We start from the raw sequence: 19,669 nt of genomic DNA, 5'->3' as shown, positions 1-19,669 counted from the left end.
CGGTTCACCGTGACAGGGCGCTGCGTCCCGTGCGGAGCCCGCCCGTGGGTTCCGGACGAAGGGGCCGCACGGCCCCCTCACTGTTCGCGACGTGCCTCGCTCAGCGCACCTCCCAGCCTTCCGCGCCGCGCTCGTAGCGCTTGCCCGCGCCCAGGTCGCCGTAGAAGAGCAGGTCCTTCACGCCCACCACGGAGCGCCCGTCGAACAGGCCAATCTCGCCGTTGGCGGGCATCAGGATGCCGAGCGGCGCGGTGTGGATGCGCACGCGCTGGCCCGGGGCCACCGTCAGCGCTGGCAGCACGGCGCCAATGGGCGAGCGGACCTCCGTGGGTGGGTGGCTGGGCGACGGCGCCAGGCTGATGCGCAGTTGCGTGGTCAGCACCATGCCCGCCAGGGACACGGGCGCGGCGGTGCGGTTGCCCACCTCCACCCAGCCCTCGCGCGGGTGGACGGCCTCGAACACCAGCGTGGGCCGCTGCTGCGCGTGGCGCTCCAGCTCCCGGAGGATGAAGGCGCGGCGCTCGCGCACGTACCGCTTCAGGTAGGCGCGGCCCGCGGTGAAGCGGCCGTAGTCCATGAAGGGGTCGTCCTTCATGTGCGGGTCGATGAGCGCGTGCAGCTTGTCGATGTGCGCGTCCATGACCTCGCTCACGAAGAGCTCCTCCATCGCCTTGTCCAGCCGGGCGCCCAGTCGCTCACGCAGCACCGGGTTCATCACCACGCGCGTGGCCAGGTTGGAGAACACCGGCAGGTAGCCCGGGTACGACGCCGTCTCCAGCTTGCGCTGCTCGTACATCTTCTCCACCCAGGCATCCTGGAGGGTGAAGGAGAACAGCGGGTGGCGCATGTTGCTGGTGCTCTGGCTCATGTCCTCCACGCTGATGGGGTACCACCAGCGCGAGTCCACGTTGTTGAGGTCCCACGGGACGTAGGACCACTTGGCCACCGCGCGGTCGTAGATGAAGTAGCTCTCTGAATCCTCCACGTAGTTGTTGGACATCAGCGCGTCCATCACCATGGCGCGCAGGTAGTGCTCCAGGTGGAAGCGCTTCTCCATCTCACTGACGAACTGGGGCTCGGGCGTGTGGTTGATGGCGCCCACCATCTCCCAGAGCTTGTCGTCCGGCTGGGACTCGTTGGTCTTCTTGGCCCAGTCCCCCTGGTAGGGCACCTTCACCATCTTGAATTCGCAGTCCTTCCAGCCGCAGCGATAGATGGTTCCGTCGGTGTCCGGGAAGTTGTGCGCCCGCAGGAAGGCCTTGTTCACCTGCTCGATTTCCAGGAACACGCCCTGGTAGTGGCCGTTGACGTTCAGCCGCACCAGCGTGCCCTTCGACGCGGGCACTCGCATCGCCTCCAGCAGGTCGAAGGCAATCTTCTCCGCCAGCAGCGTCGCGTCCGCGTACTCGGCCACGAGGTTGAGGGAGGTGCGGCCCTCGAAGCGCACGCCGTCCTCGAACTTCACGTTCCAGCTCTTCTTCGGGAAGGTGCGCGCGGAGGCTCCCCGCAGGCGGACCTGCACGCGGTACGTCGTCCCATTCGCCTTGAAGAGGCCGTCCTGCTCGGGCGTCCATACGTCCGCCTCGAACAGGCGCATCGCCTCTTCGGGGATGAGGAGCTCGTACTGCGGCACCGAGGTCGCCACGGCGGGCATCTGGAAGGGCCGCTCCGCCTCGGGCACGGGCGGTGGAGGCTCGGGAGGCGGGTCGACCGGCGGCGGGTCGACCGGTGGCGGCTCGACGGGAGGAGGCTCCTCGGGAGGCTGCTGCCCGTTGCCGGGAGGCACCTGCGGCTCCTCCACGCCAGGCGGGTCCTGGATTGAAGGAGGCCGATCCACCTGGGTTCCATCACATGCCCACAGGCTCAGCAGCGGTAGACACAGCAGCAGTCGGGAAGGAGTCATCGACCCAGGCCCAGAGCAACGCCTGTGCCTGCTTCGGGGGCCGCGGAATGGTGGGGACCGGACGCTCCCGGCGGCTGGAAGGGCGCCGCGGTCGCGTGCAAGGGAAACGGATTGCCCAACCTGGCTGCTCGCCCATCCCTGGAGGGAATGGGACGTGAAGGGGCCCCTGGCGGGGCAGGCGGCCGGGCGGAGCGGGCCCTCTTTCCCCGCGTGGCCTGTGCACGGGGCGCGGCGGCGGTCCTAGCTTCAAGAGAACCGCACGCGCCGCGTCAGGGAGAGAGGGCCCCAAATGGAATCGTGGAACCAGACGTCGTCCGACACCGTCCGCGCCCATGCGCCGCTGGTCGTCAACCGGCGCATCGACGAGCACGTGGAGCGCTGCGTCCGGTACATGGCGGAGAAGGGGGACCGCGCGGAGATGTCGCGCTACCTCGAGCGGTTGGAGCGGGAGTGGGACGTCCACCGCGCCGTGGCCGTGACGACCTCGGCCCTGGGCCTGCTGGGCCTGTTGCTCGGTCGGCGGGACGGCGGGCGCTGGCGCGGACTGAGCACGGCGGCGGGCGCGCTGATGCTCCAGCACGGCCTGTCCGGCTTCAGCCCGCTGTCCGAACTGTTCCGCGCGCTCGGCGTGCGGACGCGCCGGGAAATCGACCTGGAGAAGTTCGCCATCAAGGCGCTGCGCGGCGACTTCGAGCGCATCCCCAATGAAGGGGGGCCCATGGCCCGGGCCAACGCCGCCCTCGTCGCCGCGCAGTCGTGACGTCCCGCCTCAGTGGCGGGGCGCCGTGTAGCCGCCGCCCACCGCCGGCATCAGGGCGGGGGACATGGGCGTGGGCGCCACGCCATTGCTCTTGCCGGTGTTCGCCTGGTCGAAGAAGCCGTTGAGGCCCGCGATGCCCAGCGAGAAGTTCGTCACCCAGCCCGGGTCCGGCCTCCCGGCCGCGGCGCCGACGTCGAGCGGCCGCGCGAAGTGCAGCCGCAACAGCAGGGGCCCCAGCGCCAGGTTGACGCCCGCCACGGCGTTGACCACGCGGTGGTTCCACAGGTCATCGCGGCCCTCGCCCACGCCGCCCGCGTCGATGCCGGCAATCGCCTCCATGTCGCTGAGGAAGGCCACCCGGATGATGTCGTTGAGCGGCAACTGCACCTCCAGCGTGGAGTAGACGTAGTGCCGGCCGAGCAGCCAGTTGATGTCACCGAAGTTCACGCCGCGCAGCGTGTCGAACGAGGACAGGAAGTAGGACCGCGCATACCGGCCGCCCAGCGTGGTGCCCAGACCGCCACGGATGAAGACGTTGGCGCGGCCGTAGATGGGGAAGTAGCGCTCCGCGTCGACGCGGACGTTGCCGTAGGCCTCGTTGTTGAAGGGCTGCACGCCCACCGTGGTCTCCAGCATGGCCGCGCTGCCCGACAGCGGGCCGGTGGCGTAGTGGTACTTCAGGGTGTCGTAGCCAATCGTCCCGCTCACCTCCGTCTGGAAGCGGATGGCGCGGTTGCGCGCGTTCCACGGGGTCAGCAGCTCCATGTTGGCGGCGTTGCGCTCCGGGAAGAAGAGCTCGAACTCAGTGAAGTCATCCAGGAAGTACTTGGTGCCACCCACGGACAAGTCGCCCTGCACGAAGAAGAAGGTGCTCAGCGGGTAGCGCAGGCTGCCGAGCACGCCGAAGAACCGCTCGCCGGACGTGAAGAAGGCCTGGCTGGCTTGCCCCTCGTTCTCGAAAGTGCGGTCCACGCGGAAGCGCAGCGACTGGAAGAGGCCGCCGCCCCACGTCGACCGGCCCTTGTCGTTGATGTAGAGCAGGAAGCCGTCCGTCAAATCGAAGCTGCCGTACACCGCCAGGGTGAGCAGGAACTGGTGGTCCTTCATGCGGTCACTGGCCGCCGCGAAGAGCTGGCCCACGAAGCCGCCGCCGCCCGCGCCCGCGAAGCCGAAGAAGGGACCGAACTCCAGGTTCTGCCGCGTGAAGGGCTCGTAGGCCGTGGCGTCCGTGAGCGGGCGCACCGCCAGGGGACTGGGCGGCTCCGGCGGCGGCTCCACGGGCACGTCCAGCGCCAGCATCTTCGGCGGCCGAATCACCGCGGGGCGCCGCTCACCGGAGACGTGGAACAGCACCCACAGGCTCCCGTCCGGACCGGGGCCGGGCTCGAACAGGCCCGTCGTCAGGTCCGTGCGCCGCACGATGCGGCCGTCCTTCGTCAGCTCGTGCAGGTCGGAGCTGCTGTTGTGGAACGCGGTGAAGAAGATGCGCCCGTCCGCCAGGGCCAGCGGGGCCGTGTGGTCCCGCTCCTCGCTGGTGAGGCGCTCCACCTGCCGGGGCGCGTCCGGGCGCACGCGGAAGAGGTTGAACTGCCGGTGGGACGTCGCGTCCGACGTGAAGATGATGCCGGAGGGACCCCACGTCACCTCGCGCTCGGAGAACACGTCGTCGGTGAGCTGCAGGGGCTTGGCGTCCGCGCCCGCCTGCGTGTCGATGGCGTAGATGTCCCGAAGACCCGCGTCGTTGATGCCGATGAAGGCCACCCAGCGGCCGTCCGGCGAGAAGGCCGGCGAGTACGCCGCCAAGAGGCCGTGCCGGTCGATGCGGTACGCGGTGCGGCCGCCCACGTCCAGCTCCACCGACAGCCCCACTTCCCGGTCGATGCCGGTGCGAATGGGGTTGCGGCGCACCAGCACGTCCGCGCCACGCCGCTCCACCTTGTGCGTGTAGTCCTGCACGTAGATGACGTCGCGCCCGGTCATTTCGGCGACGAAGGCCAGCTTGTCGTTCGTCAGCGAGAAGCTGCGGTTGGAGATGGGGTGCAGCGACTCCACGCCCGGCACGCCGTCACCCGTCACCTTCGCCGTCTTGTCCGGCATGCGCGGGTCCATGAGGTACAGCCGGCTTTCGCCCGTCTCCGGGACGATGGTGCGCAGCGCCAGCACGTTGCCGTTCGGCGACGAGGTCATGGCGGTGGTGTAGCCCGGCGCCTTGTCGAGCAGGTCCAACGCCGGCGAGGACTGCTCCGAGGCGAGGTACGTCTTGAAGGCCCGGCGCTTCAGCCAGTTCTCGAACCGCGCGGAGATGCGCTTCGGGTTGTCACCGGTGAGTCGCTCCAGCAGGTCCTCGAACTTCAGCGCCGGTGAGTCGCGCGAGCCGCCCGTCAGCCGGGGCGACTCCTCCAACACGCGCTGGATGAAGCCGGTGCCGTACTCCTCCTCCAGGAAGGACACGCGGACCTGGCCCACCTTGTAGATCCACAGGTAGCCGTAGGGCCCGGGGGAGAAGAAGTCGAGGAACGCGTAGCCCTTGAAGAGGTCCGGGTTCACCAAGAGGTCCCGCACCAGCATCTCCGCTTCCGGGTCCATGCCCCGCTTGGCGTAGAACTCAGCGAGACCTTCGATGAACCACAGGGGAATCGCCTGGAGCGGGTCGCCGAACATCTTCGCCTGCTCGGCGACGGTGCGGACCTTCTGGATGGTGAACTGGTGCGCGAGCTCGTGGGTGCTGACCTCCTCGAAGAGGCGGTGGTCACCCAGGTACGGCAGCGTCAGCTTCAAGTCCTCGCCGGTGCTGGTGAGACCGAGCGTGCCCTCGGACACGGCGAAGAGGTTGGTCTGCAGGAACTCCTGGTAGCTGCTGTAGAGGATGTACGGGAACGTCTTGGTGGGGACGTATTTGAACTGGTCCACCAGGTAGCGGTAGGCCTCCTCGATGAGCGGCGCGGCGCGCTCGGCGACCATGCGCTCCCGCTCATAGAAGTAGAAGCGCACGCCGCCCGTCTTGTCCCCCAGGGACTTCGCGTACGTGTAGTTGAACCCGGCGTCGGCGCCGGAGAACACCGACTGGCCGCCGCCCAGGAGCGTGCCGCCGTCATCGGACTCGCTGGCCATCAGGTAGTTGCCGGCATCCGGCGTCCCGCCGTCCGTGCCCGCCGCCGCGACCGAGCCGCCGTCCGTGCCCCCGTCCACCATCATCACCAGGGCGCCCGCATCCTCCGTGCCGCCGTCTTCACCGGCCGGCAGGAGCGGCACCACCACGGGGACGCCGCCGTCGGTGTCCTGGGCGTCCGCCACCGGCGGGCTGCCGGGCAGGTCCGTTCGTGACTCGGGCCGGGGGGTGATCTGCGTCGTCTCCGGCGCAGGGCCGGGCGGCAGTCCCACCGGGTTGCCCTCCTCCGGTGAGGTCGTGGGCGCCCCAGGGTTGGCGCCCCCGGGCGTCTCCGGCGGATTCTCATGGGCCGTCCGGTCCGGGGGCTCGGCCAGACCCGTGGCGCCGGGACCGACGAGGATGTCCGCGTGTCGCCACTCGAACTCGTAGCTGTTCACCGGCGTTTTCCCGGGCCTCCGGGGCACGACGTAGAACTGGGCAAGCGCGAGCCCCGGGAGAAACAGGACGACCAGGGCTGCGGCGAGGGGACGGGGGTTCACTGAAGGCACCTCTGTGGGTGGGGTACCGGCGAGACTACACCTGCCTGGGAGGCTGCCTCCCAGGGACCCGGGTATACAAGCTGCCCGAGTATTTCTTTCCGTTTACTTGACGGGCGGTGGGCTTCGCTTCCTTGGGGCACGGAGGAGCGTAGCGGTTCGTCGGGTGCTGGCGCCGGATGATATGCATGGGGGCATGAAACGCCTCCTCGCAGTCACCAGCACCCTGGCGCTCGCCACCGCTTGCGGCAACGGCAATTCGTCCGAACCCAAAGCGGAATGTCAGCTCGAGGCCATCGATTTGTCGGCCTGCCAGCTTTCAAGCCTCGCGGGCGTACAACCCGAGGGCATCTGGAATCTCAACATCAACCTGAACGACGGCGGCGGTGCCGCGGCTGCCATGAGGTTGTCGGGAGGCGGCAGCACCACCCCGATGCTGATGGGCTTCAACGCCACGGAGCGCCAGAGCACGCCCGAGTCGTTCTTCATGGCCAGCGAGTTCCAGAACACCAGCGGCATCACGGTTCGCTTCGCCGTCGCCGGGTGTGGTTCGACCGGGCCCGGGCAGATGACGGGCATCTTCCGTCGCTGCGCCAACGGGAACCTGGACATGCGAGGCACCTTCGAGGCCGTCCGGACGGTGCGCCGGGCGGGGGAGGCCGATGCCACGGGCGTGGAGCTCATCAGCGAGGTGGCCATGCCCGGCGTCATGGCCACGAACGTCTCGGTGTCCAATGGACTGGCCATCGTGACGCTGGGCGCCAAGGGCTTCGAAATCTACGACGTGAGCGACCCCTCGCAGCCGCGCAAGGTGGCGCAGCATCAGCCCTCCTCGGACTACTACTCGACCTCGCTCCTGAACGGGCAGACGCTCTACGTGGGCAGCCGGCGCAACGGCACGGTCGTGTTCGACCTCTCCAACCCCACCAAGCCGATGCAACTGCGTTCGGTGCCCGAGTCCGTGGTGGAGGTGACCTCCCTCTCGATGGACGGCAACGTCCTGTACGCGGCGTCTCCGGCGCCCAACTCGGAGGTGTACGTCTACGACATCGCCACGCCCGCGGATCCGAAGCAGCTCACGCGGTACTTCGTGGAAGGCACCGAACCGCTGGCCGGTGAAGTCCCGCTGAGCGTGACGGCGCAAGGTGGCCGGCTCTACGTGAGCAACTGGTCCTTCGGCATGTCGGTGTCGGACGTCACCACGCCGGCGCGCCCGAAGCTGCTGGGCCGCTTCGCCAGCTCCGCCTCGCGCGCCACGGCGGTGGGGCAGGTGGCGGGCCGGACGCTGGCGTTCGACGTGGGCGAGGACTGGGGCGCGCACCTGAGCCTGCTCGACGTGGGCGCGCCGGCGACGGTGTCCCGGGTGGGCGAGTTCCGGATGCGGCCGGATGTCTCCGTCCGCGACGTGGCGCTCTCCGGCAACAGGGTCTATCTGGCCTACGGCCAGGACGGCCTGCGGGTCGTCGATGTGAGCGTGCCGGGCGAGCCGCGGCAGGTGGGCTACTACAACACCTGGCGCGAAACGGACGCTGGCCACGGCGTCGTGTTCCTCGAGGGCCTGAACAAGGTCTCCGTGCCGGGTGATGGCTACATCTATGCGACGGACTCCTCACGGGGGCTGCTCATCTTCCGCGACACGGTAGAGTAGGGGGCGTGATGAGCGACTCCCCCGCGCGGGGCTGTGACAGGTGTCAGGCGCTTCCGTCCTCCCTGGAGGGGGCCGGGCGCCTGTTCTTGTGGAGCCCGGTGGGGCACAGCCAGGGCCGGTTGGTGTCCTGTCTCCGAGAGGCTCGGCACGAGGTTCAGGTGCGTGCCGAGGCCCGGTGCGTCGTGGTGTGGGTCCCCGAGGGGGCGCTGTCGGCCCTGGTGTCGAACCTGGTGGCCGCGCTGTCTCAGGAAGAGGCGCGGGCCACCCGGGCGCTGTTCATGGTGGGCGAGGCGGAGCCCGGCCTCGCGGACTACCCCCGCGTGGGGGCGCTCCAGCGGTTCGTCACGCGCACGCGCGCCGGGTGGTTGGTGGACCTGCTGGCCGAACAGCGGCTCACCACGCACTTCCAGCCCATTGTCCATGCGCAGGACACCGGCCGCATCTTCGCGTACGAGGCGTTGATGCGGGGCCGGGAGCCGGACGGCGCGCTGGTGCCGCCCGGGCGGATGATGCAGACCGCGCGCGATGCGGACCTGCTCTTCCAGTTGGACCTGGCCGCGCGCACCACGGCCATCCGCGAAGCGGTGACGCACGGGCTGGACACGCACCTCTTCATCAACTTCACGCCCACGGCCATCTACGACGCGAACTTCTGCCTGCGCTCCACGGTGGAGGCCATTCAGGCGGCGCGGATTCCACCCGAGCGGGTGGTGTTCGAAATCATCGAGACGGACCAGACGGCGGACGCCGAGCACCTGCGCGGCATCGTCGACTTCTATCGCCGGTCGGGTTTCCAGGTGGCGTTGGACGATTTGGGCGCGGGCTTCTCGTCGCTGAACCTCATCCACCGGCTGCGTCCGGACATCATCAAGCTGGACATGGAGCTGGTGCGCGACGTCCATCTGGACCCGTACAAGGGGTCCATCGTGGAGAAGCTCCTGGAGATTGCTCGGACGCTGGGGATTCGCACGGTGGCGGAGGGCATCGAGACGCACGAGGAGCTGCGCTGGGTGCGCGCGCACGGGGTGGACTTCGTGCAGGGCTACCTCATCTCCCGCCCGCAGAGTCCCCCCGTGGCGTCGACGCCGTCCTTCACGGATTGAGCAGGACGTTCCCCGTTCCAGAGCGTTCCAGGTTGGCGGCCCGAGCGAGGCTGAGCTCGACGCCCGCGTCCTGCAGCGCGAGCCGTGCGCCGTAGATGTCCTGGTTGTACGCGGCGTTCCGGGCGAGGTTGAGGAGCGCGCGCAGGCGCTCCGCGTGGACGACGACGGCGCCCTGACCGTCCTGGGTGGCGCTGTCACGCACGTCGACGAAGGCGCTGTCGGCGATGTCGAGCGCGTTGTCGACGTTCGTTTCGCCCTGTTCGAGCGCCGTATCGGCCGCGAGCATCCACTGGCCGGCGGCCTGAATCTGGGACAGCCGTTGCTGGCGGGCGGACTCCGCGTCGACGGCGCGGTCACCGAGGGTGTCCACCTGGAGTTGCACGGCCTGGTTGCGCACGGTGAGGTCGGCGTCGCGCTCGTTGAGCTGCGTTTCGAGTTGGTTCATGCGCTGGCGCATCTGCTGGAGTTGCTGCTGCTCGGGCGTGGGCGCCTTCGCGGGCTGGCCGGCGTTACCCGAGCCGCCCGTGGCGGTGTTGTTCGCGGGCGCCACGGTGGAGGGATAGCCGATGGGCTCGGAGCGGCCGATGGGGTCCGAACGGCCAATGGGCTCGGAGCGGCCGATGGGGTCCGAACGCCCGATGAAGGCGGGCGTGGGGGCGGCGCTGGTGGAGCCCGGCGTCACGGTGGGCGGTGTGGTGCCCGTCGTCCCCGCGCCGCCGGTGCCCTGCTGCGCGCCCAGCGTGCCCGTGCCGCCGCTGCCCTGCTGCGCGCCCAGCGTGCCCGGGCCGCTGAGGTCCTGCTGACCGGTGGTTCCGGTCCCCGTGCCGCTGAGGTCCTGCTGGCCGGTGGTTCCGGTCTCTGTTCCGCTGAGGTCCTGTTGCCCGGTGGAGCCAGCGCCACCCGTGCCGCTGAGGTCTTGCTGCCCGAGGTTGCTGGAGCCACCGGCTCCACTGGGGGCCTGCTGACTGGGAGTGCCGGTCCCCATGCCGCTGAGGTCCTGTTGGCCGGTGGTTCCGAAACTGCCGGTGCCGCTCATGTCTTGCTGACCGACGGTGCCAGTGCCGGTCCCCGTGCCGCTGAGGTCCTGCTGGCCGATGCTTCCCGAGCCACCAGTGCCCGAGCCACTGAGGTCCTGCTGCTGCACTGCGCCCATGTTGCCGGCGCCGGTTCCGCTGAGGTCCTGCTGGCCGATGCTGCCCGAGCCACCAGTGCCCGAGCCGCTCAGGTTCTGCTGCTGCATCGCGCCCATGTTGCCGGTGCCCGAGCCACTGAGGTCCTGCTGCTGCACCGTGCCCATGTCGCCGGTGCTCGTTCCGCTCAGGTTCTGCTGCTCCACCGTGCCGATGTAACCGGTGCCCGCGCCACTGAGGTCCTGTTGCTGCACCGTGCCCGTGTACCCGGTGCCCGAGCCACTCTGGTCCTGCTGCCCGAAGCTGCCCGATGCATCCGTCCCGGTACCGCTCAAGTCCTGCTGGCCCGTCGCACCATTCAGTCCGCCGGCCTCGGTACCCTCACCGGAAGCCGCGCCACTGCCACCGGTGGCGGCCTGCTGTTGTTGCAGGTCCTCCAGAGGGGAGGGCACCGGCTGGTATTGCTGCGCCGCTTCGTCGAGGGCCACTTCGCCCGTCGTCGGAGGCGTCGAACCATCCGGTAGCACAGGCGTCAGCACGAAGCTGGCCGGCGACGATTCCTCCGTGGATTCATACACGTACCCCTGCGGCGGCCGCAGGCCGTCAATCTCCTCAGCGGCCTGTTGGTTCGCATCCTGGAGCGCCGCGGCGGCGGGGTCCCGGATGGACGGATCCTCGGGCGGAATGAGCACTGGAGCGCTCGGCGTCTGGCCGAGGCTCAACCCAGCGGCGATGGCAATCCAGAGGGGCATGGGAAAAATCTGCCCACTCGCCCGGACGTGCACACCCCAACGGCCGCGACGGCGCCCGAAGGGCTGCTCGCAGACCGGGCATCCCAAGGCCGCCTGCCCGCCTGCCCCAAGACAAAGGGCCGCGCCCCACGAAACCCGGGAGCACGGCCCTCCAAACCGCACGACATCCCGCGTGAATCAGAGATTGAGCCGGAGGCCCGCGCCCAACTGGAACGTCGGAGCGGGGACGTTGAAGGCCGGAATCTCCTGCCCATCCACCACGAGCCCCTCCGGAACGTCGATGGCGAGCCGGAACTCACCGCCGCGCCGACCGTAGCTCATGGATCCGTACGCCTCCACCGTGAGGTACGTCAGCGCCCGGTGCGTCACGTTGAGCCGCGAGGTGAAGGAGCGGTCCGACAGGTTCCCCAGCGTGAACAGGTTGAAGGACGTCCGCTCCAGGGGACCGGGCCGGTCCAGGAACACGTAGGCGGCGCCGTAATGCCGCCCCAGGTAGAGCGGATTGAAGGCGTCTTTCAGGATGAGGTACGGGTACCCGAACGAGCTCGTATAGCCCGTCGAGTTGTAGAAGTACTCCACGCCCAGCACCGCCAGGTCATTGTCGCCGTAGGAGAAGCTGTACGTCGCGCCGGCCGTCACTTGCGGCGTGAGGCCCTCGGGCACGTACGACTCGACCTGCACGCCGCCCTGCGCGATGTCCTCGAGCGTCGTCCCCGCCGGGATGCGGTACAGCGGCCGGTCCGTGCGCTTCTTCAGCGCCACCTCGCTGTAGATGTCCAGCGGCCCCAGCGGTGAGGACACGTCGAGCCCGAAGCGAGGCCGGCGGCCATTCTGCGCCACCGCGCTGGCGCCGAACTCCGCGGGCCCCAGCAGGACTTCCGCGCGCAGGGCGCCGCCCAGGCGGCCCAGCCGGTTGACCGGGTTGTTTCCGCCGGCCTGGGAGGTGGGGCTGCCGCTCGGGTCGGTGACGGCGCCCACGTCGGTGCCCAGGTCATCCATCACCACGATGCCGTAGAGGTTCCAGCCCTTGGACTCCCACGGCAGGTGCATCTTCACCATCGACACACCGGTGCGCAGGTCCACGAAGGCCAGCGGATCCCGTCGCTGCGGCGACAGGAAGTCCGTCGGGTTCCAGATCTGCCCGGTGCCCCACTTCACGTGCTGCTTGCCCACGGTGAAGAACAGCGTGCGCTCGATGTCGAAACGCAGCCACGCCTGGTCCAGCAGCACGCGGGGATTCGACAGGGCGTTGGGCGCCGTGCCTGGCGGCTGGGCCGGGTCGTAGCTCAAGCGGCCGACGATGTAGCCGCGCAGCCGGTCCGACGGACGCGCGTCGAAGAAGCCATCCACCAGCGTGGGCGCGGAGAACGCGCTGTTGCGCAAGGAGGTGTTCTCGCTCCCCGCCATGAAGCCGCGCACGTAGAACTGACCGCCAATCTTCAGCGGATCATCCAGCACCTCCTCGGTGTCGAACGCGCTGCGCGACGCCGGACCGTTCAGCACGTCCGCGTCCCGGTCATCACCGGTGTTGGAGTCGGACAGCGTCGGCTGCCGCTCCGTGGGGTCGGTGGAGGCCGGGCGTGCCTCCGCGCCGTCCCCGCCGAAGAGGGCGTCATCGTCGCGCGGGACGGAATCCTCGGTGGACGATGCCGGCGCTTCGGGGGGCGTCTCCTCCTGGCCGCCGAAGAGGGCGTCTTCGTCCGGCCGGTCGTCGGATTGGGCCAGCGCGGGCACGCCGGCAAGGGCCGCGGACAACGCCGCGGCCAGCGTCAACGTGCGGGAGCTCATCGGCTCTTGCTCTCGAGCCACGCCTTGGTGAAGAGGTTGGCCTCCAGCGGGCGCAGGTCCACCGTCTTGATGAGGATGGTGGTGGAGTTGCCCTTCTCGACCTCGTCGTAGATGCGCATCTCCTCGGGCACCCAGACGTTGTCCTTCTTGGACTCGCTGAACATCTTCTTCCAGCGGGGGTAGAGCGCCGTGCGCATCTTCCGGCCGGAGAGGGCGTACTCCTCCTGCTTGAGGATGTTGCCGGACTCCTTGTCCACCCAGAGCTTGAGGACGGGGTAGGCCACGTCCACGTTCGGCTTGACCTTCAGGTTCAGCACGTGGGCGGTGTACTTGCCCAGCTTCGCCTCGCCCTCATAGGAGGGGTCGAACTCCTCGGCCAGCCGCGACTCGTCGAAGTCCGCGCGGCGGCTGTCCGTGCCGGCGATGCGCTCGCGTTCGGTGCGTCGCTCCCAGCGGCCCACGTTGGGGTCGTAGTTCCAGAGGTTCTTGTCCAGGCGCAGGTAGCCCTTGCCCGCCTCCGCCTTGGGCTTGGTGAAGAGCATCATCAGCTTGTCGTCCGCGTCGCGGCGGTAGACGACCAGCTCGTAGACGAGGTCCGCCTTCCCCTTCTCCTTCTGCTCCAGGTAGACCATCGCCTTGTAGTCGCCGCCGTTGCGCTGGCGGTCGTCGATGGTGGCCAGGAGCTTCACCTGCTCGGCCTGCTCCATGGCCAGGGCGGCCGGCGCGGACAGCAGCGCCACGGCCAGGGCCGCGGCGGACAGCATGTTCATGAGGCGCATGTGTTCACCCGATGTGGTGCATCGCCGTCACCGGCTTGAGCCGCGCGGCGAGGAAGGAGGGGATGAGGGAGACCGCGGTGGTGCACGCCGTGATGAAGGCCATGGCTCCCAGGATGGACGCGGGATGGACGGCCAGATTCAACGTGTCCGACATGATGAAGACCGCCACGGCCTCCGGGACGTTCACCGCCATCGAGTTGATGGCCATGCACAGCGTGAGCCCGATGGCCGCGCCCGCCAGCGTGCCCAGCACGCCGAGCAGCATGGCCTCGAAGACGAACATCAGCAGCACGCGGGTGCGCTGCATGCCAATGGCCCGCAGGGTGCCAATCTCCCGGGTGCGCTCCCGGATGGCGATCCACAGCGTGTTCATGATGCCCACGCCGATGATGACCATCAGCACGAAGATGAGCACGCCCGTGAGGCTGTTGAGGGCGGTGAGCGTCCAGGTGATGAAGGAGATTTCGTCCTCCCAGTTGGTGATGTCCAGCCGCTGGCCCGTCCACGCCTCGCGGTTGACCGTCTCGAACTTCATGAAGAACGCGCGAGGGTCATGGTCCATCACGGTGTGGCCCGCGTCCGTCAGCGTCTGACGCAGGCGCGCCTGCACCACGGGGACCTGCTGGATGTCCTTCAGGTAGAGCATCAGGGCGCCCGCGGTGTCGCTCTTGAACTGGTAGAGCGCGCGCAGCGTGTCCGACGGCACGAAGATGCCGAAGTCGCTCAGCATGCCCATGTCCGCGGCGATGGCCACCACCCGCACGTCCACGGTGTTGCTGGTGCCGCGCATCGTCTGCGCGGCCAGCGTCACGGCCTCGCCCACCTGCACGTTGAGCCGCTTGGCCTGCTTCTCGAAGAGCAGCACCGTGTCGGGCTCGGCCAGGCCGTCCAGCGTGCCCGCGCGCACCTGCAGCACCTTGCGCAGGCCCGGCTCGGACTGGATGTCGATGCCGCCCACGCCCACCTGGATGGAGGCCGTCTCGCTCACCACCTTGAGCCAGCCCCGGCCGCGCTGGACGGCGTAGTCCAGCTCCGGCACGTCCTTGCGAATCTGCTCCAGGACGGCCGGGTAGGCGGTGACCACGGGCGCCGCCTGGCCCGCCGTCACCTTGTAGAAGCCGGCCACGTTGACGTGCCCGGTGGACAGCGTGGTGGCGGAGCGCAGCATCGTCTCCTTCATCCCCGTGGACAGGCCCATGAGGACGACGAGCAGCGTGGTGACGCCCGCGATGGCACCACCCAGCAGCAGGGTGCGCCGGCGGTGGGTGCCGAGGTTTCGGAATGCGATGAGGAAGAGCTGGAGCATGTTCTCACTCGTCCGTCTGCATCGCCTGGAGCGGCGAGACCCGAGTCGCGAGGAACGCGGGATAGAGGGTGGATACGGCCGAAACGACCAGGACGATGACGAACGCCGCCACCAGGTTGCTGGCGCTCAGCGTGGGGAACAGCCGGGGGCCGGAGAAGAAGAAGTAGAGGGCCTCGTTGCCCGCGGGGATGCCGGTGCTGTTGAGCCAGGCCATGAAGCCGCTGCCCACCAGCGAGCCGGCGGCGCCGAACACGAGCCCCAGCACCAGCGTCTCCACCAGCACCATGCCCAGCACGAACGAGCGCTGGGCGCCAATGGCGCGCATGGTGCCCACCTCGCGCACGCGCTGCAGGGTGGCCATCATCATGGCGTTGTTGATGATGACCAGCGCCACCACGAAGATGATGAAGACGGCGAAGTAGAGCACCAGCTTCCCGAGCAACACGAACTGGCCGATGATGCCCGCCGCCTCCTGCCAGGACACCACGCGCAGCTTCAGGCCCGCGTCCTTCCCGGACTGCCGCAGCTCCGCCATGGTCTGCTCCAGCAGCTCCGGGTTCTTGAGCATCACCGCCGCGCTCAGGGCCACGCCCTGTTCAATCTCCTGCTGGCTGTAGACGCGCTGGAGCAGGTCGTCGCGCTTGAGGGTCTCCTCGGCGCCCAGGAAGGCGGCCCGGTCGTCGATGTCCGTCGACGCGGACTCCGCCACCAGGACGTTGCCGCTGTCCTCGCCGAAGAGGGCCTCCTCGGCCTGCTCCCGGTTCAGGGCCTCCAGGCCGCTCTGCTTCTGGATTTCCGCCAGCTCCGCCTTCTTGTCCGCGGTGAGGTAGCCGTACAAATCCCGGAAGGACATGAGGTCCATCAGGCTCAGCGCGCCGGCCATGGCGGACTTCTCCAGGCCCTTAAACTGGTAGGTGCCGTAGACCTTCACGTTGGCGCTCTGCATGTAGCCGGTGCGGGTGAAGGCGGTGATGGTGAGGGTGTCACCCATCCGCAGGCGGTACAGCTCCAGCAGGGGGGCCAGCTCCGCGTAGAACTGCGTGTAGCGGGTGTCGAAGTTGGCGTCGTCCAGGGTGAAGAACTGGGTGAGCAGCTTCTCCAGCGCGGCTTCCTGCGAGCCCATCAGCTTCTGCAGTCGCGACACCATCTCCCGCGTCTTCAAGGGGTCCAACTGGAAGATGATTTCGCGCGTCTGCGTCTGGTTCTCCTTCACCCAGCGCTGCAGCTCCGGGTCCGTGGCGATGGTCTTCTGGTTGAGCTCCCGCTGCTGCTTGATGTGGTCCAGGCGCAGCGCGGACTTCATCTTGAGGAACTCCTCGTAGAAGAGCTTGGACAGCAGCATGCCGCGCTGCCCGGTGGGCACCGCCTGGCCGTCCACGATCTCCATCCGGTCGAAGGTGCGCTGGAAGGCGTCCAGGTCCGTGCCGGCGTAGCGCAGCTCCAGCATGTCGCCGTCCGGAATCTGCGGCGCGATGCGGTTCTCCAGCAGCTCCAGCGCGCCGTACGGGTCCTGCTCGAAGGCGTCCCAGAACGCGTCCGTGCGCGCGCGGGCGAGTGACTCCTGCTCGGCGGGGTCCTTGTTGCCGCCGCCCAGCTCCTGCTCGCTCTTGGCCGTCTGCTCGGCCATCAGCTCCACCATCTGCCGCACGTGGCCCTTCACGCTGTCGATGTTCTCGCGCAGCGCGGGCGTCTCGCCGGCGTCGTCGCGCGTCTTGTACAGCTCGCGCAGACGCGACAGCGTCAGGTCCACCGTGTTGCCAGAGGTGATGATGGCGCTGCTGGTGCCCAGGGGCACCACCGTCTGGACATTGGGGTGCTTCTCCAGGAAGGGCTTGAGCTGGCTGAAGTCGTCCAGCGCCGTCAGGTCCGGCTCGCCGCTCATGCTGCCGTAGAGCGCCAGCGGGTCCTTCGAGTCATCCGAGTAGACCTGGATGTGCCCGGCGATGCTGCCGATGATGCTGCGGCTCATCGCGCTGTCCATGCTGTCCATCAGCGCGCCACCCACCACGACGAGCAGGGTGCCGAAGAAGATGATGCCGCCGATGAGCAGGTTGATCTTGCTGGTGAACAGGTTGCGGAAGGCCACCTGTAGCAACAACCGGAAGTGTCCCATGTCAGTGGCTCCCGGAGGCCATGGCGCGGCTGGCCTCGGCGGCGCTGATGCGGTCCAGGAACTTGCCGTCCGCCAGCCGCACCACCGCGTTGGCGTGGCTCATCACCTTCGCGTCGTGGGTGGAGAAGATGAAGGTGGTGCCCTCCTTCTGGTTGAGCTCCTTCATCAGGTCGATGATGTTCTGGCCCGTCACCGAGTCGAGGTTGGCGGTGGGCTCGTCCGCCAGCACCAACTGCGGCCGCGTGACCAGCGCGCGCGCCACGGCCACGCGCTGGCGCTGGCCACCGGACAGCTCGTTGGGGCGGTGCTTGGCGTGGCTGGCCAGGCCCACCTGCTCCAGGAGCTGCATCACCCGCTCGCGGCGCTGGGCCTTGTCCAGCTTGCGCTGGAGCAGCAGGGGAAACTCCACGTTCTGGAAGACGCTCAGCACCTGCACCAGGTTGAAGCTCTGGAAGATGAAGCCAATGGTGTGCAGGCGCAGGTTGGTGAGCTGCCGCTCCGTGAGCTGCTTGGTGTCCTGGCCGGCCACGCGGACCACGCCGCCGGTGGCGGTGTCCACGCAGCCGATGAGGTTGAGCAGCGTCGTCTTGCCACTGCCCGAAGGACCCGCGATGGAGATGAACTCACCGGCGTGGACTTCCAGGTCCACCCCGCGCAGCGCCGGGACGACCACCTTGCCCAGGGTGTAGTCCTTGGTCACGTTCGCGATGGAGACGATGGGAGACTGCGGGGTGGTGGGATTCATGCGGTGCGTCCTTTCGGAGTCTTGGAGGTCTTGGCGGGGCGAGGGGCACGCGGGGCCTGGGCCGTGCGCCACCGCTGGGCGATGCCGGCGAGCTCTGTCAGGTAGAAAGCACAGAAGTCAGACGCGTCGCGTAAATTTTGATTTCCAGAGAGGTGGGGCACCTCGAGGGCCGCGCCCAGGATGCGGGCAAAGGACTTCAACCCGTCCTCCGCGGCCCGAAGACTGCCTTCCCACCCTTCGGAGTGAATGACGTAGTAGTGCTGGCGGTCCCCGGGAACGCTGGTGGGTTCCACGAGGCCCATGTCGGCGCATTCCCGGAGGTTGGTGGACACCGACGCCGCACTCACGTTGAGCAGCGTGGCGATGCGCTTGTTCGACAGGGGTTTGCCCGCAATCATCAGCAGCGCGTAGATGCGCCCGCTGATTCGCGTTCCCCCTCGCCGCTCGAAGTACTGCCCCATCGATTCGATGAAGCGGCGCTCGGCGGTCTCCAACTCCACCATGCCTGTCCCCAAGCCGCACCGGCCGGGCGCCCCGTCTCGGGGCCACTGGCAGCCAGGTGGGCGGGCAGGCTTTTAAGTGGCGGACATCGTTCAGTCAATACTGAATGGACTGTACGCCGGGCCAGGGCCACGGACCCTTTTCAAGGCGCGCGTGGCAAGGCGCAGGGCCCACAGCCGGGTGCGGCTGCGGGCCCTGGATTCCCCATCATGGGGTGCGGGTCTGTCATGCGATGTGGCGCTTCACCTAGAAGGTGTCGGGCGAGGTGCTGGAGCCCGTGTCCGGATTCTTGGCGCCGTCGTTGTGGCCCGCGCCGCCGGTGCCGTCATCGTGCTTGGTGTCGAGCCCCGAGCCGCCCATGTTGTTGTCCTGGTTGATGGACGAGTCCGGCGTCAGCGCCTCGTCACCCGCGCCGCCCGTGCCGGAGAGCGAGATGCTCTTGGCGACGTTCTTGGTGTCCTTCACCTCGTAGCTGGCGCGAATCTCCTGGCCGGGGCGCAGGTCCTTGGCCTTCTTCAGCGTCGGGTCGCTGAACGTGGTGCCGCGGTCGATTTCGAGCGGGACCACCGCGCCTTGCATGTCGACGAAGATCTTGTCGCTCTCCGCCTTCACGACGCGGCCGTTGAGCTCCTTCTGGCCCATGGCGGCCTGGTGGCCCATGGTGCCGGAGCCGCCCAGTCCAGGCTCGCTGGGCACGGTCGTTTCGCGCTGGATGGTGGTGGTGTCCCTCTGGATTTGGGTGTCACCCACCTGGCCCGAGCCGCCCTGGGCCGCGGTGTCATTCGGCTTGTTCTCATCGTTGTTGGCCAGTGCGGCACCGGATCCGAGCATGGCGATGGTCGCGAAGACTCCGACGAGCTTCTTCATGGGGTTTCTCCTGTGACGTGTTGTGAGTGGGCGGAGGCGGCGACGGCCTCCGTTGGAGAAAACCTAGGTGCGGTCGTGGAAGCGGACAGGGCTTGCTGCCCCCCCTGCTGGAATGCCCGTTCGCTCTCCGGCCGGTGGTTCGTGGCCTGCACACGTCGAGCGGGGAGGGGAGCGCCTTGAAGGTGGCTGGCCATTTCCCGTACCTTCAGGGCCCCAGTGCCCACCTGCCAGCCCGGCGGGGGGCCCGACAGGAGACCGTCTCCGAAATGCCTCCCACCGCCAAGCCGTCCCCGACCGCGCAGGACCTCCCCGCGCCCTCGTTTCCCGCCATCGAGTCGCTGCTCGAGGCGGCCTCCGTGGAAGAGGTCCGCGGCTTCTTCGACTCGGTGAAGACGGGCCTCACCGACCTCAAGGGCCCCAAGGTGGAGCAGGGCAAGAAGGCCCAGGCCGCCATTGGCCGCGCCGAGGAGCTCCTGGGCCTGCTGGTGGAGACCCGCGAGCGGCTGATCGCGGAGTCGAAGGGCGGCAAGGGTCGGAAATGACGGTGGTTTTGCGGCCAGGCGTCCTTTTTTTCCGGGGATAGGCAACCGGCGGCGCCCTCGGTCGATAATGCAAGTGAGAGCATCCTG

General features: G+C 68.5%; 14 protein-coding genes. 4 read left to right on the top strand and 10 right to left on the bottom strand.

Annotated features, from left to right (window positions below):
- Positions 1 to 100: 100 nt before the first annotated feature.
- Positions 101 to 1,903, bottom strand: coding sequence for a CotH kinase family protein (locus A176_RS22315; protein ID WP_044890696.1), 1,803 nt, complete (start codon positions 1,901 to 1,903; stop codon positions 101 to 103).
- Between the two features lie 289 nt (positions 1,904 to 2,192).
- Between A176_RS22315 and A176_RS22310 the strand changes: the two genes are divergently transcribed.
- Complete coding sequence (locus A176_RS22310) at positions 2,193 to 2,663, top strand: hypothetical protein (protein WP_002637089.1); 471 nt, start codon at positions 2,193 to 2,195, stop codon at positions 2,661 to 2,663.
- Between the two features lie 9 nt (positions 2,664 to 2,672).
- Here the strand turns inward: A176_RS22310 and A176_RS22305 are convergent, their stop codons facing one another.
- Positions 2,673 to 6,320 carry a PD40 domain-containing protein gene (locus A176_RS22305; protein ID WP_044890697.1) on the bottom strand — a complete coding sequence of 1,216 codons (3,648 nt, stop codon included), beginning with the start codon at positions 6,318 to 6,320 and terminating at the stop codon, positions 2,673 to 2,675.
- 184 nt (positions 6,321 to 6,504) lie between these two features.
- Between A176_RS22305 and A176_RS22300 the strand changes: the two genes are divergently transcribed.
- Both A176_RS22300 and A176_RS22295 read left to right on the top strand, forming a co-directional pair.
- Positions 6,505 to 7,956, top strand: coding sequence for an LVIVD repeat-containing protein (locus A176_RS22300; RefSeq protein WP_002637087.1), 1,452 nt, complete (start codon positions 6,505 to 6,507; stop codon positions 7,954 to 7,956).
- A gap of 8 nt (positions 7,957 to 7,964) precedes the next feature.
- A complete protein-coding gene (locus tag A176_RS22295; RefSeq protein ID WP_044890698.1) occupies positions 7,965 to 9,059 on the top strand; it encodes an EAL domain-containing protein in 1,095 nt (364 codons plus the stop codon).
- Here A176_RS22295 and A176_RS40090 read toward each other — a convergent pair.
- The 8 genes from A176_RS40090 to A176_RS22255 all read right to left on the bottom strand — a co-directional run bounded on the left by A176_RS40090 (position 9,049) and on the right by A176_RS22255 (position 19,040).
- Positions 9,049 to 10,941, bottom strand: coding sequence for a hypothetical protein (locus A176_RS40090; protein WP_021781495.1), 1,893 nt, complete (start codon positions 10,939 to 10,941; stop codon positions 9,049 to 9,051). The two genes, A176_RS22295 and A176_RS40090, sit on opposite strands and share 11 nt — an antisense overlap.
- 177 nt (positions 10,942 to 11,118) lie before the next feature.
- Positions 11,119 to 12,729, bottom strand: coding sequence for a hypothetical protein (locus A176_RS22285; protein ID WP_002637084.1), 1,611 nt, complete (start codon positions 12,727 to 12,729; stop codon positions 11,119 to 11,121).
- The gene (locus tag A176_RS22280) at positions 12,726 to 13,508 is read right to left on the bottom strand and encodes an outer membrane lipoprotein-sorting protein (protein ID WP_044890699.1); all 783 of its coding nucleotides are present in this window, start codon (positions 13,506 to 13,508) and stop codon (positions 12,726 to 12,728) included. Before A176_RS22280 ends, A176_RS22285 begins: the two co-directional genes overlap by 4 nt.
- Positions 13,509 to 13,512: 4 nt before the next feature.
- Positions 13,513 to 14,814 carry an ABC transporter permease gene (locus A176_RS22275; protein WP_002637082.1) on the bottom strand — a complete coding sequence of 434 codons (1,302 nt, stop codon included), beginning with the start codon at positions 14,812 to 14,814 and terminating at the stop codon, positions 13,513 to 13,515.
- A gap of 4 nt (positions 14,815 to 14,818) precedes the next feature.
- The gene (locus A176_RS22270; RefSeq protein ID WP_002637081.1) at positions 14,819 to 16,927 is read right to left on the bottom strand and encodes an ABC transporter permease; all 2,109 of its coding nucleotides are present in this window, start codon (positions 16,925 to 16,927) and stop codon (positions 14,819 to 14,821) included.
- A gap of 1 nt (position 16,928) precedes the next feature.
- Positions 16,929 to 17,672, bottom strand: coding sequence for an ABC transporter ATP-binding protein (locus A176_RS22265; protein WP_002637080.1), 744 nt, complete (start codon positions 17,670 to 17,672; stop codon positions 16,929 to 16,931).
- Entirely contained in the window at positions 17,669 to 18,175 is a 507-nt protein-coding gene (locus A176_RS22260; protein ID WP_002637079.1) for a GbsR/MarR family transcriptional regulator, read from the bottom strand. Before A176_RS22260 ends, A176_RS22265 begins: the two co-directional genes overlap by 4 nt.
- Positions 18,176 to 18,419: 244 nt before the next feature.
- On the bottom strand, positions 18,420 to 19,040 hold the full coding sequence (locus A176_RS22255) for a hypothetical protein (protein WP_002637078.1): 621 nt from the start codon (positions 19,038 to 19,040) through the stop codon (positions 18,420 to 18,422).
- 266 nt (positions 19,041 to 19,306) lie between these two features.
- On the opposite strand from A176_RS22255, the gene A176_RS22250 reads away from it, so the two are divergent.
- Positions 19,307 to 19,582 carry a hypothetical protein gene (locus A176_RS22250; protein WP_002637076.1) on the top strand — a complete coding sequence of 92 codons (276 nt, stop codon included), beginning with the start codon at positions 19,307 to 19,309 and terminating at the stop codon, positions 19,580 to 19,582.
- The last annotated feature ends 87 nt before the right edge of the window (positions 19,583 to 19,669 follow it).

This window comes from Myxococcus hansupus (genome assembly GCF_000280925.3).
GTDB classification, from domain to species: Bacteria; Myxococcota; Myxococcia; order Myxococcales; family Myxococcaceae; genus Myxococcus; species Myxococcus hansupus.
Note: the sequence above shows the minus strand (reverse complement) of the source record. Positions and strands in the feature narration are given on the sequence as shown.

What these genes read in the sequence shown, in the direction of transcription:
- A176_RS22250 (WP_002637076.1), top strand. Translation starts at nt 19,307, where the DNA reads ATGCCTCCCACCGCCAAGCCGTCCCCGACCGCGCAGGACCTCCCCGCG.
- A176_RS22295 (WP_044890698.1), top strand. Translation starts at nt 7,965, where the DNA reads ATGAGCGACTCCCCCGCGCGGGGCTGTGACAGGTGTCAGGCGCTTCCG.
- A176_RS22300 (WP_002637087.1), top strand. Translation starts at nt 6,505, where the DNA reads ATGAAACGCCTCCTCGCAGTCACCAGCACCCTGGCGCTCGCCACCGCT.
- A176_RS22280 (WP_044890699.1), bottom strand. Translation starts at nt 13,508, where the DNA reads ATGCGCCTCATGAACATGCTGTCCGCCGCGGCCCTGGCCGTGGCGCTG.
- A176_RS22310 (WP_002637089.1), top strand. Translation starts at nt 2,193, where the DNA reads ATGGAATCGTGGAACCAGACGTCGTCCGACACCGTCCGCGCCCATGCG.
- A176_RS22270 (WP_002637081.1), bottom strand. Translation starts at nt 16,927, where the DNA reads ATGGGACACTTCCGGTTGTTGCTACAGGTGGCCTTCCGCAACCTGTTC.
- A176_RS22315 (WP_044890696.1), bottom strand. Translation starts at nt 1,903, where the DNA reads ATGACTCCTTCCCGACTGCTGCTGTGTCTACCGCTGCTGAGCCTGTGG.
- A176_RS22285 (WP_002637084.1), bottom strand. Translation starts at nt 12,729, where the DNA reads ATGAGCTCCCGCACGTTGACGCTGGCCGCGGCGTTGTCCGCGGCCCTT.
- A176_RS22255 (WP_002637078.1), bottom strand. Translation starts at nt 19,040, where the DNA reads ATGAAGAAGCTCGTCGGAGTCTTCGCGACCATCGCCATGCTCGGATCC.
- A176_RS22265 (WP_002637080.1), bottom strand. Translation starts at nt 17,672, where the DNA reads ATGAATCCCACCACCCCGCAGTCTCCCATCGTCTCCATCGCGAACGTG.
- A176_RS22275 (WP_002637082.1), bottom strand. Translation starts at nt 14,814, where the DNA reads ATGCTCCAGCTCTTCCTCATCGCATTCCGAAACCTCGGCACCCACCGC.
- A176_RS40090 (WP_021781495.1), bottom strand. Translation starts at nt 10,941, where the DNA reads ATGCCCCTCTGGATTGCCATCGCCGCTGGGTTGAGCCTCGGCCAGACG.
- A176_RS22260 (WP_002637079.1), bottom strand. Translation starts at nt 18,175, where the DNA reads ATGGTGGAGTTGGAGACCGCCGAGCGCCGCTTCATCGAATCGATGGGG.